Here is a 22252-nt window from a genome sequence, read left to right on the forward strand (position 1 = left end):
TGTGCGGACGGCTACCCTTGTGAGGTGACGCTACGCCTGTATGACACCGCCACCCGATCGGTGCGGGACTTCGTCCCGCGGGAAGCCGGCAAGGTGGGGGTCTACCTGTGTGGTCTCACGCTCCAGGCCCCGCCGCACATCGGTCACCTTCGCTCCGGCGTCAACTATGACGTGCTGCGCCGCTGGCTGCTCAGCAAGGGCTTCGAGGTCACGTTCATCCGCAACCTGACCGACATCGACGACAAGGTCCTGGCCAAGGCGATGGAGCAGGATCGGCCGTTCTGGTCGATCGCGTACGCGAACGAGCAGATCCTCACCACCTCCTACCGGGCGCTGAACGTGCTCCCGCCGACGTACGAGCCGCGGGCCACCGGGCACATCCCGGAGATGCACGAGCTGATCGCCCGGCTGATCGAGACCGGCCACGCCTACCCGGCCACCGACGGCTCCGGCGACGTCTACTTCGACGTGGCCTCCTGGCCCGCGTACGGCTCGCTGTCCGGCCAGTCCCCGGCGGACATGCAGCCCGCCGGCGACGCCCCCGACCGGGGCAAGCGGGACCCGCGTGACTTCGCGCTCTGGAAGGGCGCCAAGCCGGGCGAACCGGCCGACGCCTACTGGCCGTCGCCGTGGGGCCGCGGACGCCCCGGCTGGCACATCGAGTGCTCGGCCATGTGCTGGCGCTACCTGGGCCCTGAGTTCGACATCCACGGCGGCGGGCTCGACCTGACGTTCCCGCACCACGAGAACGAGATCGCCCAGTCGCAGGCCGCCGACCTGCCGTTCGCCCGCTACTGGGTGCACCACGGCCTGCTCGGCATCGGCGGCACGAAGATGGGCAAGTCGCTCGGCAACACGCTCGACCTTGACTACGTGGCCTCGCTCGGGGTGCGCCCGGTGGAGCTGCGCTACTACTACGTCGCCGCGCACTACCGGTCCCGCATCGACTACTCCGAGGACGCGCTCCGCGAGGCCGCCGTGGCGTACCGGCGGATCGAGGGCTTCGTGCAGCGGGCGGCCGAGCGGGTCGGCGGCGGCCGCCCCGGCGACCTGCCGGCCGGTTTCACCGCCGCGATGGACGACGACCTCAACACCTCGGCGGCGCTCGCGGCGCTGCACGAGGTGGTCCGCGACGGCAACACCGCGCTCACCGCCGGTGACGATGTGACCGTCCGCACGACGCTCGCCGCCACCCGGGCGATGCTGGATATCCTCGGCGTCGACCCCCTGGACCCGGCCTGGACCGGCGGCGGCCGCACGGACGACCTGCGCGGCGTGGTGGACTCCCTGATCGCGCTGGCCCTGGAGCAGCGCGCGCAGGCCCGCGGCCGCAAGGACTGGGCCGCCGCCGACGCCGTACGCGACCAGCTCAAGCAGGCCGGCGTGGTCGTCGAGGACACCCCCCAGGGCCCGCGTTGGACTATTGGAGAGCAGGACTGATGGCCGGCAACTCGCAGCGCCGTGGCCGGCGACTGACGCCGAAGGCGGGTGCCCCCAAGGGCACCGGTGGCAAGAACAAGGACTCGCTCGCCGGGCGGGGCCGCACGCTGCCCGCCGACGAGCGGCCCTGGCACAAGGCGTACTCGGGCACGGAGAAGCTGCCCCAGCGCACCGCCTGGAAGCAGGACAAGGAGCGCCGCGCCGCCGCCGAGGAGGGGCGCGCGCCCAAGATCGGTCAGCCCGGCACCAAGGACACCACCTGGGGCAAGGGCGGTGGCCGAGGCACCCCCACGACCAAGGGCCGGGGCGGCAAGCCGGCCGGCGGCCGGGGCGGTCCCCGGGTCGCGCCGGGCCGCAAGGCCAACCCGGCGAAGGACAGCCCGGAGCTGCTGGTCGGGCGCAACCCGGTGCTGGAGTCGCTGCGTACCCAGGTGCCCGCGACCGCGCTCTACACCGCGCAGGGCATCGACATCGACGACCGGGTCAAGGAGATCGTCCGCACCGCCGCCGACCGGGGCATCGCGATCCTCGAGGTCAGCCGCGCCGAGCTGGACCGGATGACCGGCGGCGTGCTGCACCAGGGCGTCGGCCTCCAGGTGCCGCCGTTCGCCTACGAGCCCTTCGACGACCTGGTCGCCGCCGCGCTGGAACAGGCCGCCCCGCTGCTCGTCGCGCTCGACGGCGTCACCGACCCGCGCAACCTCGGCGCGGTCATCCGGTCGGCCGCCGCGTTCGGCGCGCAGGGTGTCTTCGTACCCGAACGGCGTGCCGCCGGGATCACCGCGACCGCCTGGCGGACCAGCGCCGGCGCGGCCGCGCGCGTGCCCGTCGCCCAGGTCACCAACCTGACCCGGTCACTCAAGGCGTGCAAGGAGGCCGGCTTCGTCGTGGCCGGCCTGGACGCCGACGGGCAGACCGACCTGTACGACCTGGAGGCCGCCGTCGGCCCGCTCGTCGTGGTGGTCGGCTCGGAGGGGCGCGGGCTGTCCCGCCTGGTCGGCGAGACCTGCGACCTGACCGTCAGCATCCCGATGGTCTCCGACGTGGAGTCGCTCAACGCCAGCGTCGCCGCCGCGGTCACGCTCGCCGAGGTCGCCCGCCGCCGGTCCGTCGAGGCCTGATCGAGAGTACGAAGAAGGGGCGGTCCGCCGTGGCGGGCCGCCCCTTTCTCGCGTACGTCAGATCCGCTCGCCGGTGGCGGAGTGGAAGACGTGGCTGCGGCCGGTACGCGGCTTGACGAACACGGTGTCGCCCATGTTCGGCATGCTGCGCCGGTCGGTGCGGACCACGAACCGCTCGTTGTGGCCCTCCAGCGCGGCGTGGCCGTAGACGTTGGCGTCGGAGCCGAGGTCCTCGACCAGCTCGACCACGACCGGCATGCCGCCCTCGGACGGGCTGACCAGGTCGCAGTCCTCCGGCCGGAAGCCGACGGTGACCTTGCCGTCGCCGCCCTCGGCGCTGGCCGCCTGGACCTGCTCGCGGGTCAGCGGCACGATCATCTCGGCGAACGCGCCGCCCTGCTCGGTCAGCTTCACCGTCTTGATGTTCATGGCGGGGGAGCCCATGAAGCCGGCGACGAAGACGTTGGCCGGGGTGTCGTAGAGCGCCCGCGGGGTGTCCACCTGCTGGAGCACGCCGTCGAGCATGACCGCCACCCGGTGGCCCATGGTCATGGCCTCGACCTGGTCGTGGGTGACGTAGACCGTGGTGACGCCCAGCTTCGCCTGCAGCGAGGCGATCTGGGTACGGGTCTGCACGCGCAGCTTGGCGTCGAGGTTCGACAGCGGCTCGTCCATGAGGAAGACCTGCGGCTCGCGGACGATCGCGCGGCCCATGGCGACACGCTGGCGCTGACCACCGGAGAGCGCCTTCGGCTTGCGGCTGAGGAACTCCTCCAGCTGGAGCAGCCCGGCCGCCTCCTTGACCCGCCGGTCGATCTCCGACTTCGAGGTCTTGCGCAGCTTGAGCGCGAACGCCATGTTCTCGTACACGGTCATGTGCGGGTAGAGGGCGTAGTTCTGGAAGACCATCGCGATGTCGCGGGCCTTCGGCGGGAGGTGGGTGACGTCCCGGTCGTCGATGTAGATCGCGCCGTCGTCGACGTCCTCCAGGCCGGCGAGCATCCGGAGGCTGGTGGACTTGCCGCAGCCGGACGGGCCGACCAGGACGAGGAACTCCCCGTCACCGATCTGGAGGTCGAGCTGGTTGACGGCGGGGCGCTCGGTGCCCGGATAGATCCGGGACGCCTTCGAGTAGGTGACCGTAGCCATGATGGAGCGCTTCCTTTCACCGGCAGGAACGTGCCGGACGATCCGAGTGAAGGAGCGACCGGCGCCCAAGGCACCGGCCAACGGGGTCGTCGCTCAGGGCAGCCGAGGCCGACCGGAGTGTCGTCCGTGTCACTGCACCGTAAACGGCTTTCGCGATCGTGCCAAGACGTAGCGCTCCGGGTGGGATGGACGGCATACGCATAACGGTCAGTCAGGCACGGCGAGGCATCAATCTCCCGCCTGGGAGCGCGACCGAGCGATGATCCATCGGCCGCACCGGTCGGGATACCGACGTTTTCCGTGCTCGGGAGCCCTGCGAGGCGGGATTTCCGGGGGCAAGTCGCTATGCTGAGCGCGACGCACGCGCCCCTGTAGCTCAGCTGGCCAGAGCACTCGCCTTGTAAGCGAGATGTCGCCGGTTCGATCCCGGCCGGGGGCTCCATTTTCACAAGGTGTTCCGGGGGCCGCCGTCGCCACGAGACGCACGGCCGCCCAGTCGCCCGTCGCCGGATGTACGCCGCCGTCACGATCGGACGTTCGTGGCCGCCTGACAGCGGGATCGCAGTGGCTCGATGAAGCGGCTAACGTGCGGGGATGGGTCACGAGGATGGCGGCTCGCATGCTCTGCCCGAGGTCGTCGGAGTCGAGATCGTCGAGGTGCTGGACTGGTACGACGGACCGCTGGACGGCCTGGCCCGTCACGGGGGTCGGTTGTTCTGGTTCTCGGCCGGGCCGGACTGGGTTCCGGGCCAGCCTCGACGGCTCGTCCTGTATGCGGTCACCGCAGAGCAGGCAGCTCGGTTGCGTGCAGAGGCCCAGCGGTCCGAGGCGTTCGCAGCCGCGGTTCCCGCTGATGGCGACGCCTGGGAGCCGTCGGGTTGGTTCGTCGCCTGAGCCGGCGCCGTGGGTGACAGTTCGGGCTGGACGCTCGTCGAGCGGTAGTGGGAATCTGCTCGGATGAGCCAGGAGCAAGCGCAGGTCCTGTCCCGTGGTGCCAACTGGGCAGTCGTGCAGGTGCCAGGTCGGGCCTTTCCCGGCCTTCACGTGCAGGGCGATACGTTTGCCGCCCTCTGGACGCAGCTCGCCGGAGCGGCTCGCATGCTCCGCGAGGATCCCGGGAACGGCGAGGCTCTCGACGACCTGGACGATGCGGTCCGAGGGGCGGGGGAGTTACTTCGTTTCTACGAGGCGGCGCTCGCGAAGCGAGGCATCCGGCGGCCGTACTGACGGGGCGGTCGCCGACGCCGGCATGGCCGCCAGGACGGTCGGGCCAGGCTTCTGCCACCAGGAAGACACGTCGTAGGACTCCGGTGCCAGGTCGACCCCGAGATGGGTGGCGTACCAGCGGTTGATCCGGTCCGGGTTGTGGGCGCGGAAGAAGACGCCGCCGATGCCCGTCACGCGTTCCATGATCTTCTCCCCCGCTGGGTGCTGTCAGGCCGAGCCTGCCGGGTTCAGGCTAGAGAGGCCCCTGGCGTCTGACGAGCAGCCATTCCGGCGACCCGGACGAGGACCAGCGCGACGTGCTGCCCTTGCGGAGGCTCTCTCCGGCGGGCGGGTCGGGCCACGAATGGTCAGTCCCAGAAGTTGAACATCAGCTCGCCGACGGTGGCCGGTGTCCAGTAGCGGATCTGGTCGAGTTCGACGCGGTCGAGAGCGGTCAGGTCGGCCTGTGACAGCGGGGTCTGGAGCTCATCGGCGGGGAGGACCTGGGCGTCGGTCAGGGTGTCGAGGACAGCGGCGAGGCCGGGGTGGTCGACGAACGTGACGGTGGCGTCGTCGCCGCCTCGCGGGCGGGCGAAGGCGATGAACGGCACGGTGACGTGCCGCAGCACCGCGACGTGGTGCCGGGCAGCGGCGATGTCGACGGTGTGGAAGCTGGGCGTGACGCCGGCGGGGGTGACGCCGGTGACGGTCCCACCGATGGCGCGGGCGGCGTGGTGACAGACGGCGGTGAAGGCCCTGACGTCCGCTCGTGCGCCGGGTGCGTGGAAGCCGGTGGCCCCGGGCGGCAGTCTCATGGTCGGGCTCCCTGGTCGTCGCAGTCGGCGGATATCGATTGTCCGCCCGGGACGCCTGCGTCACCCTCTCCGCATGCTTGAGACGCGCGTCCTCGGCGAGGACGACTGGAAGGTGTGGCGGGAGCTGCGGCTCGCCGCGCTCACCGAGGCCGGGTACGCCTTCGGTGCCCAGCTGGCGGACTGGCAGGGCGACGGTGACCGCGAGGAACGCTGGCGCGGGCGGCTCGCAGTCCCCGGCTCGTACAACATCGTGGTGCTGCTCGACGGGCAACCGGTCGGGATGGCCAGCGGGATGCCGACCGAGCACGACGGGGTCGTCGAGCTGATCTCGATGTACGTGGCACCGGCGGGGCGCGGCCGGGGCGTGGGAGACCACCTCGTCCGGGCGGTCGAGCAGTGGGCCCGGCTGGCAGGCGCGCGGACGCTGCGGCTCGCCGTGGCGGAGGGCAACCCGAACGCGTGGGGCCTGTACCTGCGCAACGGCTTCCGGGACACGGGCGACGTCGGCGGCCTGATGCCCGACGGCGTACGCCGCGAGCACATCATGGCCAAGAGCCTCGCGCACGAGCCGTAGGGACGCGAGGCGCGGGCCGCGCAGTAGGCTGACCAGCGATGAGCCGCGCCGTCGAGGAGTCCAACCGGGCGATGCTGCGCGCCCGGGACGCGATGGACCGGGCGTACGCGCAGCCGCTGGACATCCCCGCGCTGGCCCGGATCGCGTACGTCTCGGAGGCGCACTTCATCCGTACCTTCCGGGCCACGTTCGGCGAGACGCCGCACCGCTACCTGCAACGCCGCCGGGTGGAACGGGCCATGTACCTGCTGGTACGCACCGACGAGCCGGTCACGGAGATCTGCCACCTGGTCGGCTTCGGCAGTCTGGGCACGTTCAGCCGGACGTTCCACGGCATCGTCGGTGAGTCGCCGTCGGCCTACCGGCGCCGCAAGACCGTGCCGGCCGGCGTCCCGGGCTGCTTCACCAAGGCCTGGATGCGCCCGAGCAGCACGGCGGGCGAGCCGGCCACCGCGGGCGAGCCGGCCACCGCGGGCGAGCCGGCCACCGCGGGCGAGCCGGCCACGGAGGGCAAGAGGCTCGCCGCCGCGGTCAGCGCCCCCGCACCTGCCGCCGCACGATGACCCAGAGCCGGTCGCCGAGCCGGCTGCGCCGTACCCAGCGCAATCCGGCCAGCCGGCTCTTCGCCGGCGTACGCGGGCGCGGCGGCGCGGTGACCCGGGCGTAGGTGGCACCTGTCGACGGCCTGGTGAAGGCGGGTTCCAGCCGTTCGGAGGCGACCGCCAGCGCGGTGAACTGGGCGAGCACCCGGGGATCGGGCCGGCCGCCCCGGGCGGCGGTACGCAGGTCCCGCTCGACGACCGGCCGCCGGATCAGCTCGGTGAGCGGCCCGTGCACGGTGTCCAGCAGGTCGGCCACGGCGGCGACGCCGTCGCCCTCCCAGATCCGGGTGGCCCGGGACGGCCCGGTGGCGGCGCTGACGAACGGCACGTCCGCCCACTCCGGTACGAGCCGGGCGATCAGCGCGGTGTGCGGCAGTCGTGCCCGCTTCTCCGCCACGGTGAACGCGAAGCTGGCCGCGACGAAGCCGGGCGCCAGGAACGGGGTGACCATCCCGGTGGTGTACGCGGAGGTGCACCATCGGCGCATCCGCTCGACCAGGTAGAGGTAGTCGATCAGGTGCTCGTCGCGGAGGCCGATGTCGCGGGCGTGGGCCAGCAGTGCGGTGACCCGGTCCCGTTCGGTGGCCAGTGCCTCCGGTGACACCGCGGCGTTCGGCACGCCCGCCAGCAGCTTGGTCAGGCCCGCCTGCTCCGGGGTGGGCGCCGGGTCGGCGTCGGCCCGGGGATACCAGTAGCCGACCACCAGTTCGCCTGCCGCGCCGGTGAGGCTCGGCGCGCGTACCACCTCGGGCAGCCGGGTGCGCACGGCCGGCCGGGCCAGGTAGTTCGACGGGAACTGGTGGTCGTGCAGCGCGGCGAGCCGTCGCGCCCGGTCCTGGAGGCCGACGCCGAGGACGGTGGCCGGGGGCGCGGCCGGCACGAGGCGGTGCGGCAGCTCCAGGCCGCGCCGGTCCCGCACGAGCCGGACCAGCTCGCGGGCCACGTCGCCCTCGGCGGCGGTGTCGTCGTTCGTGGCCAGGTTCGACGTACGGCCGGCGGCGACGAGCGTCGCGGCGATGAGCCGGGAGTCCTTCCCACCGGAGAGGCCGAGCGTGACCTCACCGTCGTGCAGCCGGTGCAGGCCGGCGACGGCCCGGGTCAGCGCGTCAGCGGCCCGGTCCAGCCGCTCGCCGAGCGGCCGGTCCCGGTCGGCGAGGCCGCTGCGGACCACGTCGTCGGTGGCGTACCGGATCTCGCTGGTGAGCTGCCAGCCGCCGTCGGCGCGGCGGCGGCCGGTGATCCGCTCGCCCGGCCGCAGCAGCCGGATGTCGGCGAGCGGGGAGAGGTCGCCGCCGAAGTGGCCGGTGAGCAGGTACGACGACCAGCCGGCCGGGTCGGGGCGGGCCTGCCCGTGCAGGAAGGCGGCGAGCAGGCCGGGCCGGGTGCACCAGGCGGTGACGCCGTCGGAGGTGCCGGTGAACACGCGGGCCATGCCGAACCAGTCCTGTTGCAGGGCGAGGCGGTCGTGGCCGAGGGCGAGCAGCGCGAACGGCGGTACGACGTCGCGGTGCACGTCCGCGCCGGTGAGCAGGTGGCGGGCGAGCGTCACCGGGTCGTCGCCGTCGACGCCGACCGGGATGCCCACCGAGACGGCGGTGACGTCGCCGTCGCCGGCGACGGGCGGCCACCGGTAGCCGCCCGGGTCGGCCGGGTGCAGCACCAGCACACCCCAGTCGGTGCCGCCGAGGTGCCGGCGGTGCCAGCTCTCCGGCACCAGCTCGGCGGCGGCGCTGTGGAATCGGGCGACGGCGGCGTCACCACGGGAGGGCGGGAGGGCGCTCGTGGCGGCCCAGGCCAACATCAGCTGCATCGACTTCCCCCGATTTCGTCGCGAAGACGTCAACAGCGGGTGACGAAATGGTGTCCCCGTGTGGGCAAACGACGCAAGCCGGACCAGGGTGCCGGGCGGCAGGACTGCGCGGTTTTGGATAAGCAGCAGGCCGGGGCGCTGCTCTAGCGTCGTCGGCATGACGATGCTTTCGACTTCCCGCTCCCAGATCTACGTGCTCGACCAGGACGAGGCGCTCGACTTCTACGTCGGCAAGCTCGGCCTGGAGGTCAGCCTCGACCAGGATCTCGGTTTCATGCGCTGGCTCACCGTGCACGTGCCGGGCGACCCGGGCCGGGAGATCCTGCTGGAGAAGCCGGGCCCGCCGGCGCTGGACCCGAAGACCGCCGAGCAGGTCCGGGAACTGCTCACCAAGGGCGCCGCGGGCGGGTTCCTGTTCTTCACCACCGACGACGCGCACAAGACGTACGCGGACCTGGTCGCGAAGGGCGTCGAGGTGACCGACGAGCCGACCGACCAGCCGTACGGCATCGACTTCGGCATCCGCGACCCGTTCGGCAACCGCATCCGGATCGGGCAGATGCGCCAGGGGCAGTGAACGGCGCGGTGGCGGGCTAGTCTCGCGGTCCCCGACCGTGGAGGTGCCGATGCCCAGCCGCCTGCTCTACCTGGTCCGTCACGGTGAGCAGGACCGGCCGGAGGAGGAGGCGGACACCGGGTTGTCGGAGCGAGGGCGGCGGCAGGCGACGCTACTGGGCGCGCGGCTGCGCGGCACGCGCTTCGCCGCCGTACATCATGGGCCGGCCCGCCGGGCCGCGGAGACCGCCGCGCTGGTCGCGGCGTCGCTGCCAGATGTTCCGGTACGCGAGGACGACCGCGCCGGCGACCACATGCCGCACGACACCGACCCGGCCGGCCTGCCGGAGTCGTACGCGGCGTTCCTGGCCGGCTTCTCCGAGCGGGAGCGGCGCGACGGACCGCGCGTGACCGCGGAGGCGGTGGCGCGGTTCGCCGCCGCTCCCGCGGAGGGTGACGTACGCGAGCTGGTCGTCACCCACAACTTCCTGGTCGCGTGGCTGGTGCTGCACGCGGTGGACGCGCCGGCGCGCCGGTGGATCGGGCTGAACCAGCAGAACTGCGGGTTGACGGTGATCCGCTACAGCTCGGGCGGCCCGCCGGCGCTCATCGCGTTCAACGACGTCGCCCACCTGCCGCCCGAGCTGCGTGCCACCGGCCTGCCCGGCGACTACCGGATCTGACTCAGGCGATCAGCTTCACCACGGCGTCGGCCACGGCGCGGGCGGACTGCGGGTTCTGGCCGGTCACCAGCCGCCCGTCGACCACCACGTGCTCGGTGAAGTCCGGCGCCGGTACGTGCTGCGCGCCCGCCTCGCCGAGCTTGTCGGCGAGCAGGAACGGCACCTCGTCGGTGAGACCGACGGCCGCCTCCTCGCTGTTCGTGAACCCGGCCACCCGCTTGCCGGCGACGAGCCGGGAGCCGTCGGTGAGGGTGAGGTTCACCAGCGCCGACGGGCCGTGGCAGACGGCGGCCACCACGCCGCCGCGCTCGTACACCGAGCGGGCGATCCGGGCCAGGTCGGGGTCGTCGGGGAAGTCCCACATGGTGCCGTGGCCGCCGGCGAAGAGGATCACGTCGTACCCGGCCGGGTCGACGTCGGCGGCCTTCGGGGTGTCCGTGACGCCGGCGGTGGCGAGGAAGTCGTTCTGGGTGCTGTCGTTCTCGTCCCGCCCGTCGACGGGCGGCTCCCCGCCGGCCACGGAGACGAGGTCGACGTCGTACCCGGCGGACCGGAACACCTCCCACGGCTCGGCGGCCTCGCCGACGTAGTAGCCGGTCGAGCGGCCGGTGCGGCCCAGCTCGGAATGACTGGTCAGGGCGATGAGTGCGCGAGTCATGCCTTCCATGCTGGCCCGGCCGGCCATAGGCCGATGTCACAGCCGGAACGGGTTTGAAATCGGGCCGGGTCAGCCGGTGGCGCCGTTGAGCAGGTCCACCACCTGCGCGGTGACGGCCGGCGGCGTGGTCTCCGGCGGGCAGTCGACGTAGCCGACCTGCCGGGGCCCGATGGTGAGCCGGTAGGTGAACGCGTCGGCGCACATGGTCGGCGGGACGGTGGCGGCGGCCTCGGTGGCCAGCCGGGGGTCGGCCGCGAGTTGCCGCAGCCGGGTGAGCTTCTCCGCGCCGAGTTGTCCCTCGCGGGAGGCGCCGGCGCGGTCGGTCCTCGTCCAGTGGCCGTCCGGCCCGACCCGGACGGTGTCGGACAGCCCGGCGATGCCTCCCGACTTCTCGAGCACGACCTCGGAGACGAGCGGCGGGGGCCCGTCCGTGACGACGGGTGGCGCGTCGGTGCGGGCGCAGCCGGCGAGCGGGACGAGAAGGGCGGCGACGGCCGCCATGGCGGGGGCAGCTCTCATACCGGTTCGGACGCGCGACGGGACCACCCGGTTCCGGGTCACCGCTCCTCCTCATCCGTTCGGTCAGTGTCTCCGGCGGGATCCCGCCAGCCTCTTTCACGTTCTTCGATGTATCGCTATATCTACATCAGTGACTACCCCCGTCACAACTTCGCCTTCCAGGAGGGCCCGTGAAAAGATCCGTCGCCGCCGTCAGCGCAGCGCTGCTCACCAGCAGCGTGCTGGCCTGCGTCACCACCTCGGCGCAAGCGGCAGCGCCAACCGCCCCCAGCCCCGAGACCTCTGCCGCAGCCAAGGCCGCGAGCCTGCTGCGCGCCAACCCCGGCGTCGTCCAGGGCGCCGGCGGTGAGGCCTATCAGGCCGTCCGCACCAAGGTCGACCCCTCCGGGGCCGCGCACACCCGGTACAGCCGGACCTACCAGGGCCTGCGGGTGTACGGCGGTGACTTCGTCATCCACACCGCCCCGAACGGCACCCTGACCAGCGCGTCGGTCAGCCTGTCCGCCCCGCTGACCCTGAGCACCACCGCGAAGGTCGGCGCGGACGCGGCCAAGGCCAGCGCCCGCAAGACGTTCTCCGGTTCGCTCACCTCGGTCGGCGCGCCGGAACTGTTCGTCGACGCCAGCAGCGGCAAGGGCCGCCTCGCCTGGGAGACCGTTGCGACCGGCTGGAAGGCGGACAAGCAGACGCCGTCGAAGCTGCACGTCATCACCGACGCCACCACCGGCAAGGTGATCGGCTCGTACGACGAGATCGAGACGGTGGCCGGCACCGGCCAGGGCATCTACACCGGCTCGGTCACCATCGACACCACGCTCTCCGGCAGCACGTACCAGATGATCGACCCGGTACGCGGCAACGGCCGTACCTGCGACATGAACAACGGGACCTCCACCTGCACCACGTTCACCGACGCGGACAACGCGTGGGGCAACGGCGCCACCTCGAACCGGCAGTCGGCCGCCGTGGACGCGCACTTCGGCGCCGCCAAGACGTTCGACTACTTCAAGAACACGCACGGCCGCAACGGCATCTTCGGCAACGGCCAGGGCGTGCCGAGCCGGGTGCACTACGGCAACAACTACGTCAACGCGTTCTGGGACGGCGCCCAGATGACCTACGGCGACGGCTCTGGCAACTCCCGCCCGCTGGTCTCGCTGGACGTGGCCGGGCACGAGATGAGCCACGGCGTCACCGAGGCGCTGGCCGGGCTGGTCTACTCCGGTGAGTCCGGTGGCCTCAACGAGTCCACCAGCGACATCTTCGGCAACATGGTGGAGTTCTACGCCGCCGCGCCGAGCGACCCGGGCGACTACCAGGTCGGCGAGAAGATCAACATCAACGGCAACGGTACGCCGCTGCGCTACATGTACAACCCGTCGCTGGACGGCTCGTCCGACTCCTGCTGGTCCACCAGCACGAAGAACAAGGACGTGCACTACTCCTCCGGCGTCGGCAACCACTTCTTCTTCAACCTCGCCGAGGGCACCGGCGCCACCGCGTACGGCACCTCGCCGGTCTGCGGCTCGGCCCCGGCGGTGACCGGCATCGGCCGTGCCAAGGCGGAGAAGATCTGGTACCGGGCGCTCGACGTGTACTTCACCTCGAACACCTCGTACGTCAACACCAGCAACCCGGCCAACACCGCCCGCGCGTACACCCTGCGGGCCGCGACCGACCTGTACGGCAACTGCTCCACCGAGTACAAGACCGTCCAGGCCGCGTGGACCGCGGTGAACGTGGCCGGCAACGACGCGCCGTGCAGCTCGACCGGCAACGACTTCTCCGTCTCGCTCTCGCCGACCTCCGGGTCGGTGACCGCTGGCGGATCGGCCTCGGCCACCGTCGGCACGTCCACCACCAGCGGCACCGCGCAGACCGTGACGTTCTCCGCGTCGGGCCTGCCGACCGGCGCCACCGCGTCGTTCAGCCCCACCTCGGTGACCTCGGGCGGCTCGTCCACGCTCACCATCGCCACCAGCTCCAGCACCCCGGCCGGCACCTACTCGGTGACCGTCACCGGCAGCGCGGCGTCGGGCACGAAGACCGCCACGTACTCGCTGACCGTGAGCAGCGTCGGCGGCGGTTGCACCGGCGCCGGCCAGAAGCTCGGCAACCCCGGCTTCGAGTCCGGCAACACGGTCTGGTCCGCCAGCTCCGGCGTGATCGGGCAGCACGGCAGCAGCCAGCCGACCCGCACCGGATCCTGGAACGCGTGGATGAACGGCTACGGCAGCACCCGTACCGAGACGCTGTCGCAGTCGGTGAGCCTGCCGAGCGGCTGCTCCGCGTACACCCTGTCGTTCTGGCTGCACATCGACTCGGCCGAGACCACCAGCAGCGTTCAGTACGACAAGCTGAACGTGCAGGTGCTCAACTCGTCCGGCTCGGTGCTGGCCACGCTGGCGACCTACTCGAACCTGAACAAGGCCAGCGGCTACAGCCAGAAGTCGTTCAACCTGGCGGCGTACGCCGGGCAGACCGTCACGCTGAAGTTCACCGGCACCGAGGACGTCTCGCTGCAGACCTCGTTCGTGCTCGACGACACCGCGATCAACGTCTCCTGACCTGACCGCCGACTCCGGGGCCCGGCGGCCACCCCACGCGGGTGGTCGCCGGGCCCCGGCCGTTACGGTCGCACCATGTCCGACGCGGAACTGACAGTCACCCTGGACGGGCCGGTGGCGACTGTGGTCATCCACAACCCGGCCCGGCGCAACGCCATGACCCCGGCCATGTGGCGGCAGCTCCCGGTACTGCTCGACGGTTTGGAGGCGGACCCGGCGGTACGGGTGCTGGTGCTCACCGGCGCGGGCGGCACGTTCTGCGCCGGCGCCGACCTGGGCGACCTGGACGAGCTGCTGGCCGCCGGTGACGGCAGCATCGCGGTGGCCGCCGAGGAACGGCTCGCCGCGTTCGGCCGCCCCACGGTCGCCGCGATCGAGGGCGCCTGCGTGGGCGGCGGCTGCCAGCTCGCCGTCGCCTGCGACCTGCGCCTGGCCGCGGCGGACGCGCGGTTCGGCGTACCCCCGGCCCGGCTCGGCCTGGTCTACCCGGCGCCGACCACGCGGCGGCTGGCCGCGCTGGTCGGTCCGTCGGCGGCCAAGCACCTGTTGTTCACCAGCGAGCTGGTCGACGCCGAGCGGGCGCTGCGGATCGGTCTGGTGGACGAGGTGCTGCCGGCCGGTGAGCTGGCCGGGCGGGTGGCGGCGCTGACCGCCACCATCGCCGAGCGGTCCCGGCTCACCGTGACCGCCGCCAAGGAGATCGTCGACGGGCGCGCCGACGCCGACCGGCTCGCCTGGTGGCACGCCCAGGTGCGGGACAGCGGCGAGGCCCGCGAGGGGGTGGCGGCGATCAACGAGCGCCGCCCGCCGCGCTTCGGCTGGACCCCGCCCGCCACGCGCTGACCGCCGTTTGAACGGCGCCCCCCCCGGCGGGTACGTTCAGGCCGTCGAACGGGGGAGACCATCGTGGACGGTGGGCGGGAACGTCACGAGATCCGGCGGGGGCGCCGTCGGTTCCGGCTGCTGCTGGTCGGCGTGGCGCTGGTGTTCGCGCTGGTGTCGCTGCTGGTGGGGCTGATGGCGGGCGGCGTCTTCCCGAGCAGCTGGCTGGAACGCGGTGACCCGCCCACCTGGATGACGGTGACCGGCGGGGTCCTCACGGTGCTGGGCCTCGTGCTCGAGATCGTCGCGTTGGTCCGCATGATCCGCAGCGGCACCTACCGGGCCGACCGGGAGTCCCGGCTGTGGGCGGTGAGCATCAGTCGTCGCCGGGAGCTGGCCCGGGCGGTCCGGCGCGGGGTGGTGGACTCCCCGAGCGACCTGCCCTGGCTGCGGACGACCGCTGCGCAGATGATCCGGCAACGGAGATTCGTCCCGATGATCGGGGGCCTGGTGACGATGAACCTCGGCCAGATACTGCTCAGCCTCACCCCGATGTGGTTCGTCCTGTTCGGCGTCACCGGGGCGATGTTCGCGTTCGCCTGCTGGCAGATCCTCCGGGACGCGCCCCGGGCCGAGGCGTTCCTGCGGGAACACCCCGGCGATCCGGTGGTCACCGGCTCTCCCTGACCTGGGCCAGCAGTTCCTCCACCGACCACTGGTCGGAGGCGTGTTCGCCGTGCTTCTCGGCGAGGACCCGACCGTCGGGCGCGATCAGGAAGTCGGCCGGCAGCCCGAGCCGCCCGCCGTGCGGGGAGGTGGACGGCAGCTTCTCCCGGCCGCGCAGCACATGCCAGGTGCCGGTCACGACGGCACGCAGGATCGGCAGCCAGGCGCGCGGGTCGAGCAGCGACCGTCGCGCCGACTCCACGCCGAACTCCCGGTAGAGGCGCCGGTCCGGATCGGCCACCACGGCGAACGGCAGGTCCGCGACGTGCTCGCGCAGTTCGTCGGCGGGGGAGTGGAAGAGCACCACCTCGCGTACGCCTGCCGCCTCGATCTCGGCGTGCCGACGGACGATCGAGCGGAGGTGGAGGTTGCAGACCGGGCAGCCGGCGAAGCGCCGGAACTGGAGGTGGATCAGGCGGTCCGGATCCGGCAGGTCGATTCCGGCGCCGGTCACGCTGGTCAGGTGGCGAGGGGTGACGACGTCCATGCGCGCTCCCGTTGTAGGCGTACGACGTACTCCTACAACCGTAGGCGTATCTTGTACGCTGTCAAGGCCATGCCCCGTCCCCGTACTCTGACCCCGGCCCAGCTCGCCGACGCGGCGCTCGCGGTGCTCGACCGGGACGGCCTCGCCGGCCTCACCATGCGCGCGGTCGGCGCGCAGCTCGGCACCAGCACGATGGGCCTCTACCGCTACGTCGCGGACCGGGACGAACTGGAGGCGCTCGTCGTCGAGCGGGTCCTCGAACGGGTGGACACCCGTCCGCCGGGCGAAGTCCCGTGGGCGGACGGCATCCGCGACCTGGCCGAGCGGGTACGCCGCGCAGTCGGTGTCCACCCGGCAGTGGTGCCGCTGCTCCCCGCGTACCGGCACCGCTCGCCGACGATCCTGCGCTGGGGCGAGGCGGTGCTCGCGGTGCTGACAGGGGCCGGCTTCACCGGCGTCGGACGGGTGATCGCGTTCCGCGCCCTGCTCGGCTACGTGGTCGGGGCGATCCAGATGGAGCACCTCGGCGCGCTGTCAGGCCCCGGAACTGCTGTCATCGCGGCGCTGCCCCGCGACGAGTTCCCCCTGCTCGCCGCGACCGCGCGCGAGGCCGGCGGGGTCGCACCGGAGGACGAGTTCGGCGGCGGGCTCGACCTCCTGCTCGACGGGCTGGCCCGGCGGCTCGACAGCTAGGCGCCCTGGTGGGACCGGCGGGCGCGGCGCCGGGGCGTACCCCCGACACCGCCCCCTGTGCCCGCCGGCCGTCGGTCACCGCGCCAGCGCGGCCCAGCTCGGCGTCACCGGCTCCCGCCGCAGCGGCATGCCCGCCTCGGCCGGGGTCCGGTCACCCTTGCGCTGGTTGCACGCGTAGCAGGCGGCGGTGGTGTTCCCCCAGGTGTTCCGGCCACCGCGCGAGCGGGGCAGGACGTGGTCGATCGTGCTCGCCGCGCCGTCGCAGTACGCGCACTTCCGCCGGTCGCGCGCCAGCACCCCGGCCCGGGACCAGGCCGGGCCGGCGCTGAACCGCCAGCGGGTCACCACGTACCGGACGAGGCGGACCACCCGCGGCAGCGGGAAGACGCCGATCACCCGGTCCGGCTCGGCCTCGTGGATCTCGGCGACCCGGCGGCAGAGCATCCGGATCGCGTGTTTGACGGTGACCCGGTGCAGCGGGCCGAGGTCGGCGTTTATGACGAGGACGGCGTCCACCGGGTTCTCCCTTCACGATCGGCGGTACGGCGACGACGGGACGCGCGACGCGCGTCAGTCGTGCCCTCCGGGCCAGGGACCGTGTTCCCGGCAGCCGTCGCCGAGCAGCCACGACGTCGTCGTGGTGGCGGATCGCAGCGACATGGACGGCTCCCGGAGCGGTGGTTGGCCTTGCGCGCTCACGGTAGATCGATTCGGGAATCGTGGGCAACGTATTTCGATCCGTCGGCGGCGGGCCGCCGCTGGCGTCCGGCCCGGCCGGCGCGCCGGGCGGCGGTGAGCGGCCGGTTGATCCGGGCGGTCATCTGCACCACCAGCTCGCTGTCCAGCAGCGGGCGGTTCACCTCGGCCGCCACCGACAGCGTGGGCGTGGAGATCGACCGCCAGATCGCGGTGAGCCCGGCGCCCAGACCGACGAGCGCCACCGCCGCCCGGGTGGTGGGGGAGCCGGCCGCGGCGGCGGCGCTCACCCCGACCACCGCCAGCAGCACCACCAGCAGTGGCGCCAGCACCGGCCAGAAGATGCCCCGGGCCGCCTGCGCCACCAGCTTCCGGTCCCGGATGATGACGTTGCGGGCGACCACCGCCCAGTTCTCCTCGTCCAGCAGGTCGCGCGGGTGCAGGCCGCCGGTCAGGACGTCCTGCCACAGGTCGCCCTGGTTGCGCAGCTCGCGGGCCAGCTCGGCGAGCCCGGCCTCGCCCGGGTCACCCACCGTGGCGCGGCCGACAGCCGTGGCCCAGGCGGCAAGTGAGCGGCGCACCACGGCGGCCGAGTACGGCGGCAGCACGCTCGCCAGCTCGTCCAGCCACCTGCTGATCTGGAGGTGCCGGCCGCCGAACCGAGTGGCGAGATGGTCGGCGTCGCCGCGTCGTACGGTGTCGGCGAGCGAGCGCCCCAGCCGGTACGCCACACCCACCCGGTGGTTCGTCGCCATCGTCCAGCGCAGCACGTCGATGTTGAGGTCGTCGAGCGCGCGCAGCAGCGGCTCCCGGTCGGTGCCGGTGGCGCGGCGCGCGGCGGCGGTGGACGGCACGGTACGGCCCGCCGGGGTCAGTGGCGCGATCTGCGCCAGCGCCACGTCCACGCCGTCCAGGTACATGCCGAGCCGGTGCCATCCGGCCAGCTCGGTCAGGTTCGACAACTTCGGCGGCGCGGCCGCCGGCCGGTTCCCGCCGTCGGTCAGGTCGGCTGTCTGCGCGTGGTGGTAGGCGTCCGCCATGGACCAGCCGAGTCGCAGCGCGGTGACCACCGCGGTCCGTTCGTCCCGTGGTGTCCCGTGCTCCTCGTCGCGCCGCTCCCGTGTCGCGGTGCTCACCGCCCGACCTCCCGTGTCACCGGATCAGTCGAGCCTAGAGCCGTTTTTGTCCGCTTAAAGCCGTTTCGGTCCCGTCTTCCCGGCCAGCAGGCCGCGCGGCCGGATCGAGCGGACCGGCTCGGCCGCCGCCCCCTCGGCCCGCAGGATGTGGTTCGCGGCGATGATCCCGGTGGCCGCCGACCGTTCCATCAGCGCGCTCGGGAACTCCGTGCGGATGCCGTCCCCGGCCAGGTAGAGGCCCGGCGCGTCGGTCTCCACCCCGGGACGCCAGGCGTGGCTGCCCGGCGTGAACGCCGGCGCCTGTGCCTCGACCCGGGCGCGCAGCTCGCGTACCCGCAGGTCGGCCACCTCCGGCCAGAGCGCGGTCAGCTCCCGCAGCATCCGGGCGGCCAGCTCGTCGGCCGGCACGTCCGGCTCGCAGGCGTACGCGTGCAGCTCCACGACCGAGCCGCCGGTCTGCTCGGCCCAGCGGCGGGGCTCCTCCTCCAGCCGGTGGTAGAGCGTCACCGAGTCCAGCGTGGGCTGCCGGGAGACGCCGCTGAACACCGCCCGGTCCGCCCGGACGTCCCCGTCCATCCAGTAGCGTGCCACCGCGTACGGCGGCCCGGGCGTGCCGAACGCGGGCATCCGCGCCACCAGCTCGGGTGCCGCCGCGACCAGGCCGGGCGAGGCGCCGACAAGCGCGGCGAGCGCCGGTGGGTCCACCGCGAGCACCACGTGCGGCGCCTCCCAGACGTCGCCGTCCGCGCCGGTCACCCGCCACCCCGCCGGGGTACGGTCCAGCCGGGCCGCCGCCGCGCCGGTCGTCACCCGGCCGCCGTGCTTCTCCACGTACCGGGTCAGCGGCTCCCAGATCGCGGTGCCGTAGTCCCGATCAGGGCAGTCGAAGGCCAGCCCCTCCGGGTTGCCGAGCAGGTAGAAGTGGAACTGCGCGATCATCTCGGCGGCCGACATCTCCGCCTCGTGGTTGAAGAACGAGTGGGAGAAGACCTCGAACAGCATGGCCCGCGCCCGGTCCGGCAGCCGCAGCGAGGTGAGCAGCTCGTCGGCGGTCCGCTCGTCGAACTCCTCGTAGGTGCGTACCGGGTCGTAGGTGAGCAGCGGCAGCGCCGCGTCCCGATCCATCGTGCGCAGGTCCGCCAGGCGCAGGCTCGGGCTGCGCAGCAGCAGCGCCAGGAGGTTGGCCGGCGGCGCGGGCGGCAGCTTGCCGAACTCCTCCGTGGGCCACTGCTCGGACAGGATCGGGTAGCCCGGGATCGGCTTGAGGAAGCCCAGCGCCGGATCGACGCGGCGCAGGATCGACCGCCAGTTCCAGTACTGCCGGAAGAACGCGTGGAAGCCGTGCTCGTTGCGCTGGACGCCGTCGGACAGCTCCTCCGGCCAGGCGCCGAGCCGCCCGCCGAGGTGCGGCGCCGCCTCCAGCACCGTCACCGCCACGCCGCGCTCGGCCAGCACCACCGCCGCCGACATGCCGGCGATGCCGCCGCCCACCACCAGCGCCGGGACCGGTCGCGGCACGCGGTCGGCGCCACCGCCGCCCGGGTCCACCAGGTGCTCGCGTACGCCGATGAGACGACCTACCACTTGCGACAGACTCACGGGGGCATCCTCCAGTCGGCGGTCCCCCCAGTCTGCCGCTTGAAAGGGCAACACGCTGGGTACGCGTCGACGGGGCTTTCACGGCAGGCAGCGGCGGGGGCGGTCCGACGGGGGCCAGACGTACTCCAGGTCGGGGGAGACGTCGGTGAACAACCGGGCATAGTGGGCGGGGTCCTTGCGCAGCAGCGACGACCGGTGGCTGCGGTGCAGGTCGTCGCGGCCCAGCCAGGGCGGCAGCTCACCGGCGGCGGCCAGCTCGTCCTGGGTACGGATCAGCGTGATGCCGCAGGCGGCGGCGAGGTCGGTGGCGAGCGTCCCGGCGCAGGTGTCGGCCCGGCCCGGCTCGCACCACACCGCGCACATGTCCAGCCCGTACCGGGTCAGCGCCTCCTCGTACCCGGCCCACATCTTCACCGCGGGGTGGTTGCGCCAGCCGTAGTCCGGCCGGGTCAGCCCGCGCAGCACCTGGATCGTCTCCACGCGCTGCTTGCCCAGCCGCTTCTGGTCCAGCGTGCGCGCGCTGGCCAGGAAGTCCGGATACGGCAGGAACGTCTGCATGCCGGTGCTCTACCCGTACCCGCCCCCGCCATGCGTCCATGATCGCCGGGGCTGCGCACATCGCGAGCGGCTGACTACGATCCGGACATGGCCGAGCCTCTCCGCGACCGCGCGCGCCGCGCGACCGGCTGGCGGCTCCGGATGAACGGTGACGAACGCCCCCACTACGTGGTCTGCGGCTCCGACCCGCTCGCCTACTGGGTGGTCCGGTCGCTGCTCGCCACCGACAACGCCGACGGCCGGGTGCGGGTGACGCTCGTGGTGCCGGGCCGCCGCCGGTCCGAGGGCCCCGACGGGCGCGACGTGCCCGGGGTACGGGTGGTGACTGCCGAACGGCTCGACGAGGCCGCGTTCCGCCGGGCCGGGCTGGCCGGCGCGGCCGGGCTGGCCCTGTTGCACCAGGACGACGTGGGCAACATGCACGCCGCGCTCTGCGCCCAGGAGGTCGAGTCGCGGCTGCGCCTGGTGGTGCGGATGTTCAACACCAACCTGGCGGACGGGCTGCGGCAGCTCTTCCCCGACTCGGCGGTGCTCTCCGACGCCTCGATGGCCGCGCCCGCCTTCGTGGCCGCCGCGCTGGGTGAGGTGGCGCCGACCCACTTCCGGCACGCGGGGCGCACGCTCTACGTGGCCCGCCGGGACGACGTACGCCCGCAGGACGTGGTCTGCGGCCTCGCCGTCACCACGGATCCGGACCTGGTCCGGGTGCTGCCCGCCGACGAGTCGGCGGCCGACGTGGTGCTGGCCGAGGCGACCGGGCGCCCGGCGGGCACCGAGGTCGCCGCCCGGCGGCTGGTACGCGCGCGGCGGCGCCGGCAGCCGGTGGCGGTGCTGCTGAGGGCGGTCCGCCACTTCGCCACCCGCAAGATCGGCATCGCGGTGCTGGTGCTGCTCGGGGTGATCGCGGCGCTGGGCTGGCTCAACGCGCGGGCCGCCGACGTGAGCTGGAGCGAGGCGATCTACCTGACGCTTGTCACCACGCTCACCGGCCAGGATCCGGACGTCGGCAAGCCGGTAGCGGCCCAGGTGATGCAGGTGGTGCTCAACCTGGCCGGGCTGGCGCTGATCCCGCTGATCACGGCCGCGGTGGTCGACGGCATCGTCAACGCCCGGCTGGCGTTGCACGCGGGCCGGGTTCAGCCGGACCGCTCCGGGCACGTGGTGATGGTCGGGCTGGGCAACATCGGCACCCGGGTGATGGCGCAGTTGCACGACTTCGGCGTCGAGGTGGTGGCGATCGACAAGAACCCGGACGCGCGCGGCGCCGCGCTGGCGCGCCGGCTGGGGGTGCCGCTGATCGTGGGCGACGCGGGCCGGGAGGAGACGCTCCGGTCCGCCTCGGTGGACACCTGCCAGGCGCTCGTGGTGGTGTCCACCGACGACGGGACGAACCTTCGGGCCGCGCTGATCGCCCGGTCCCTCGACCCGGACCTGCGCGTGGTGCTGCGGCTGTTCGACGGCGACTTCGCCGAGCGGATCCAGCAGGCGTTCGGCATCGGCATCTCGCGCAGCGTGTCCTATCTGGCCGCGCCGGCGTTCGCGGCGGCCCTGCTGGATCGCGCGGTGGTCGCCACCATCCCGGTCGACCGGCACGCGCTGCTGGTCACCGAGGTGCCGGTGGTGGCCGGTTCGCCGCTGGACGGGCGTCCGCTGAGCGCGGTGGCCCGGCCGGGCGAGGTGCGCCTGCTCGCGCACACCCGGCCGAGCCAGAAGGCCGACTGGTCGGCCGACCCGCGTGTGGTGATCCAGGCCGGTGACCGGCTCACGGTGGTGGCCCGGCGGGCCGGGCTGACCGCGCTGCTCCGGGAGACCACGCCCGCGCCGCCGCCGGCGCCC

The 22252-nt window shown here is 73.0% G+C and carries 24 protein-coding genes and 1 tRNA gene; 14 read left to right on the forward strand and 11 right to left on the reverse strand.

Translation table 11 applies throughout. From position 1 onward, the window contains the following. The first annotated feature begins 24 nt into the window (after positions 1-24). Complete coding sequence (gene cysS, locus AC2CHG_RS12100) at positions 25-1440, forward strand: cysteine--tRNA ligase (RefSeq protein WP_402813739.1); 1416 nt, start codon at positions 25-27, stop codon at positions 1438-1440. Beyond that, a complete protein-coding gene (gene rlmB, locus AC2CHG_RS12105; RefSeq protein ID WP_484524760.1) occupies positions 1440-2561 on the forward strand; it encodes a 23S rRNA (guanosine(2251)-2'-O)-methyltransferase RlmB in 1122 nt (373 codons plus the stop codon). Before cysS ends, rlmB begins: the two co-directional genes overlap by 1 nt. A gap of 57 nt (positions 2562-2618) precedes the next feature. Here the strand turns inward: rlmB and AC2CHG_RS12110 are convergent, their stop codons facing one another. Further along, positions 2619-3710 carry an ABC transporter ATP-binding protein gene (locus tag AC2CHG_RS12110; RefSeq protein ID WP_262013349.1) on the reverse strand — a complete coding sequence of 364 codons (1092 nt, stop codon included), beginning with the start codon at positions 3708-3710 and terminating at the stop codon, positions 2619-2621. Positions 3711-4075: 365 nt separating this feature from the next. Between AC2CHG_RS12110 and AC2CHG_RS12115 the strand changes: the two genes are divergently transcribed. The 3 genes from AC2CHG_RS12115 to AC2CHG_RS12125 all read left to right on the forward strand — a co-directional run bounded on the left by AC2CHG_RS12115 (position 4076) and on the right by AC2CHG_RS12125 (position 4937). Next, positions 4076-4152, forward strand: a tRNA-Thr gene (locus AC2CHG_RS12115). A 152-nt stretch (positions 4153-4304) separates the two neighbouring features. Continuing rightward, positions 4305-4604: a hypothetical protein gene (locus tag AC2CHG_RS12120; protein WP_463839310.1), complete on the forward strand. Its 300-nt coding sequence runs from the start codon at positions 4305-4307 to the stop codon at positions 4602-4604. 63 nt (positions 4605-4667) lie between these two features. Beyond that, a complete protein-coding gene (locus AC2CHG_RS12125) occupies positions 4668-4937 on the forward strand; it encodes a DUF6959 family protein (protein ID WP_410054907.1) in 270 nt (89 codons plus the stop codon). Here the strand turns inward: AC2CHG_RS12125 and AC2CHG_RS12130 are convergent. Beyond that, on the reverse strand, positions 4881-5120 hold the full coding sequence (locus AC2CHG_RS12130) for a hypothetical protein (protein WP_262013328.1): 240 nt from the start codon (positions 5118-5120) through the stop codon (positions 4881-4883). The two genes, AC2CHG_RS12125 and AC2CHG_RS12130, sit on opposite strands and share 57 nt — an antisense overlap. A 164-nt stretch (positions 5121-5284) precedes the next feature. Beyond that, on the reverse strand, positions 5285-5731 hold the full coding sequence (locus AC2CHG_RS12135; protein ID WP_484524761.1) for a hypothetical protein: 447 nt from the start codon (positions 5729-5731) through the stop codon (positions 5285-5287). Positions 5732-5804: 73 nt separating this feature from the next. On the opposite strand from AC2CHG_RS12135, the gene AC2CHG_RS12140 reads away from it, so the two are divergent. Next, positions 5805-6305, forward strand: a complete 501-nt coding sequence (locus AC2CHG_RS12140; RefSeq protein WP_484524762.1) for a GNAT family N-acetyltransferase — start codon at positions 5805-5807, stop codon at positions 6303-6305. Positions 6306-6343: 38 nt separating this feature from the next. Next, entirely contained in the window at positions 6344-6868 is a 525-nt protein-coding gene (locus tag AC2CHG_RS12145) for a helix-turn-helix domain-containing protein (protein ID WP_484524763.1), read from the forward strand. Here AC2CHG_RS12145 and AC2CHG_RS12150 read toward each other — a convergent pair. Further along, entirely contained in the window at positions 6837-8717 is a 1881-nt protein-coding gene (locus AC2CHG_RS12150) for an asparagine synthetase B family protein (protein ID WP_484524764.1), read from the reverse strand. The two genes, AC2CHG_RS12145 and AC2CHG_RS12150, sit on opposite strands and share 32 nt — an antisense overlap. 157 nt (positions 8718-8874) lie before the next feature. Here AC2CHG_RS12150 and AC2CHG_RS12155 point away from each other — a divergent pair, with 157 nt between their 5' ends. Next, a complete protein-coding gene (locus AC2CHG_RS12155) occupies positions 8875-9294 on the forward strand; it encodes a VOC family protein (RefSeq protein ID WP_135242286.1) in 420 nt (139 codons plus the stop codon). Positions 9295-9343: 49 nt separating this feature from the next. After that, entirely contained in the window at positions 9344-9955 is a 612-nt protein-coding gene (locus AC2CHG_RS12160) for a histidine phosphatase family protein (RefSeq protein ID WP_357209525.1), read from the forward strand. Between the two features lies 1 nt (position 9956). Here AC2CHG_RS12160 and AC2CHG_RS12165 read toward each other — a convergent pair whose 3' ends face one another. After that, positions 9957-10613 (reverse strand): type 1 glutamine amidotransferase domain-containing protein, encoded by a 657-nt coding sequence (locus AC2CHG_RS12165; RefSeq protein ID WP_355513844.1) that lies wholly within the window; start codon positions 10611-10613, stop codon positions 9957-9959. 69 nt (positions 10614-10682) lie between these two features. Then, positions 10683-11114 carry a hypothetical protein gene (locus tag AC2CHG_RS12170; protein WP_262013321.1) on the reverse strand — a complete coding sequence of 144 codons (432 nt, stop codon included), beginning with the start codon at positions 11112-11114 and terminating at the stop codon, positions 10683-10685. A gap of 188 nt (positions 11115-11302) precedes the next feature. Between AC2CHG_RS12170 and AC2CHG_RS12175 the strand changes: the two genes are divergently transcribed. From AC2CHG_RS12175 to AC2CHG_RS12185, 3 genes are all read left to right on the forward strand, one after another. Next, on the forward strand, positions 11303-13699 hold the full coding sequence (locus tag AC2CHG_RS12175; RefSeq protein ID WP_484524765.1) for a M4 family metallopeptidase: 2397 nt from the start codon (positions 11303-11305) through the stop codon (positions 13697-13699). 75 nt (positions 13700-13774) lie between these two features. Next, on the forward strand, positions 13775-14542 hold the full coding sequence (locus AC2CHG_RS12180; RefSeq protein WP_357209526.1) for an enoyl-CoA hydratase/isomerase family protein: 768 nt from the start codon (positions 13775-13777) through the stop codon (positions 14540-14542). A 63-nt stretch (positions 14543-14605) separates the two neighbouring features. Next, the gene (locus tag AC2CHG_RS12185; RefSeq protein WP_357209527.1) at positions 14606-15208 is read left to right on the forward strand and encodes a hypothetical protein; all 603 of its coding nucleotides are present in this window, start codon (positions 14606-14608) and stop codon (positions 15206-15208) included. Here the strand turns inward: AC2CHG_RS12185 and AC2CHG_RS12190 are convergent. After that, positions 15192-15734: a peroxiredoxin-like family protein gene (locus AC2CHG_RS12190; protein WP_366620162.1), complete on the reverse strand. Its 543-nt coding sequence runs from the start codon at positions 15732-15734 to the stop codon at positions 15192-15194. The two genes, AC2CHG_RS12185 and AC2CHG_RS12190, sit on opposite strands and share 17 nt — an antisense overlap. A 69-nt stretch (positions 15735-15803) precedes the next feature. Here AC2CHG_RS12190 and AC2CHG_RS12195 point away from each other — a divergent pair, with 69 nt between their 5' ends. Continuing rightward, positions 15804-16427 carry a TetR/AcrR family transcriptional regulator gene (locus AC2CHG_RS12195; protein ID WP_484524766.1) on the forward strand — a complete coding sequence of 208 codons (624 nt, stop codon included), beginning with the start codon at positions 15804-15806 and terminating at the stop codon, positions 16425-16427. Between the two features lie 75 nt (positions 16428-16502). On the opposite strand, the gene AC2CHG_RS12200 is transcribed toward AC2CHG_RS12195, so the two are convergent. From AC2CHG_RS12200 to AC2CHG_RS12215, 4 genes are all read right to left on the reverse strand, one after another. Then, positions 16503-16943 carry an HNH endonuclease gene (locus AC2CHG_RS12200; RefSeq protein ID WP_269697747.1) on the reverse strand — a complete coding sequence of 147 codons (441 nt, stop codon included), beginning with the start codon at positions 16941-16943 and terminating at the stop codon, positions 16503-16505. 179 nt (positions 16944-17122) lie between these two features. After that, on the reverse strand, positions 17123-18259 hold the full coding sequence (locus tag AC2CHG_RS12205) for a hypothetical protein (RefSeq protein WP_484524767.1): 1137 nt from the start codon (positions 18257-18259) through the stop codon (positions 17123-17125). A gap of 54 nt (positions 18260-18313) precedes the next feature. Further along, a complete protein-coding gene (locus AC2CHG_RS12210) occupies positions 18314-19858 on the reverse strand; it encodes an FAD-dependent oxidoreductase (protein WP_262013313.1) in 1545 nt (514 codons plus the stop codon). Between the two features lie 78 nt (positions 19859-19936). Next, positions 19937-20416 (reverse strand): MSMEG_6728 family protein, encoded by a 480-nt coding sequence (locus AC2CHG_RS12215; RefSeq protein ID WP_135242275.1) that lies wholly within the window; start codon positions 20414-20416, stop codon positions 19937-19939. Positions 20417-20503: 87 nt separating this feature from the next. Between AC2CHG_RS12215 and AC2CHG_RS12220 the strand changes: the two genes are divergently transcribed. Continuing rightward, positions 20504-22252 (forward strand): potassium channel family protein (locus AC2CHG_RS12220; RefSeq protein WP_484524768.1); only part of this gene is annotated, 1749 nt, incomplete at its 3' end.

Source organism: Micromonospora sp. ATLC20 (genome assembly GCF_057196585.1).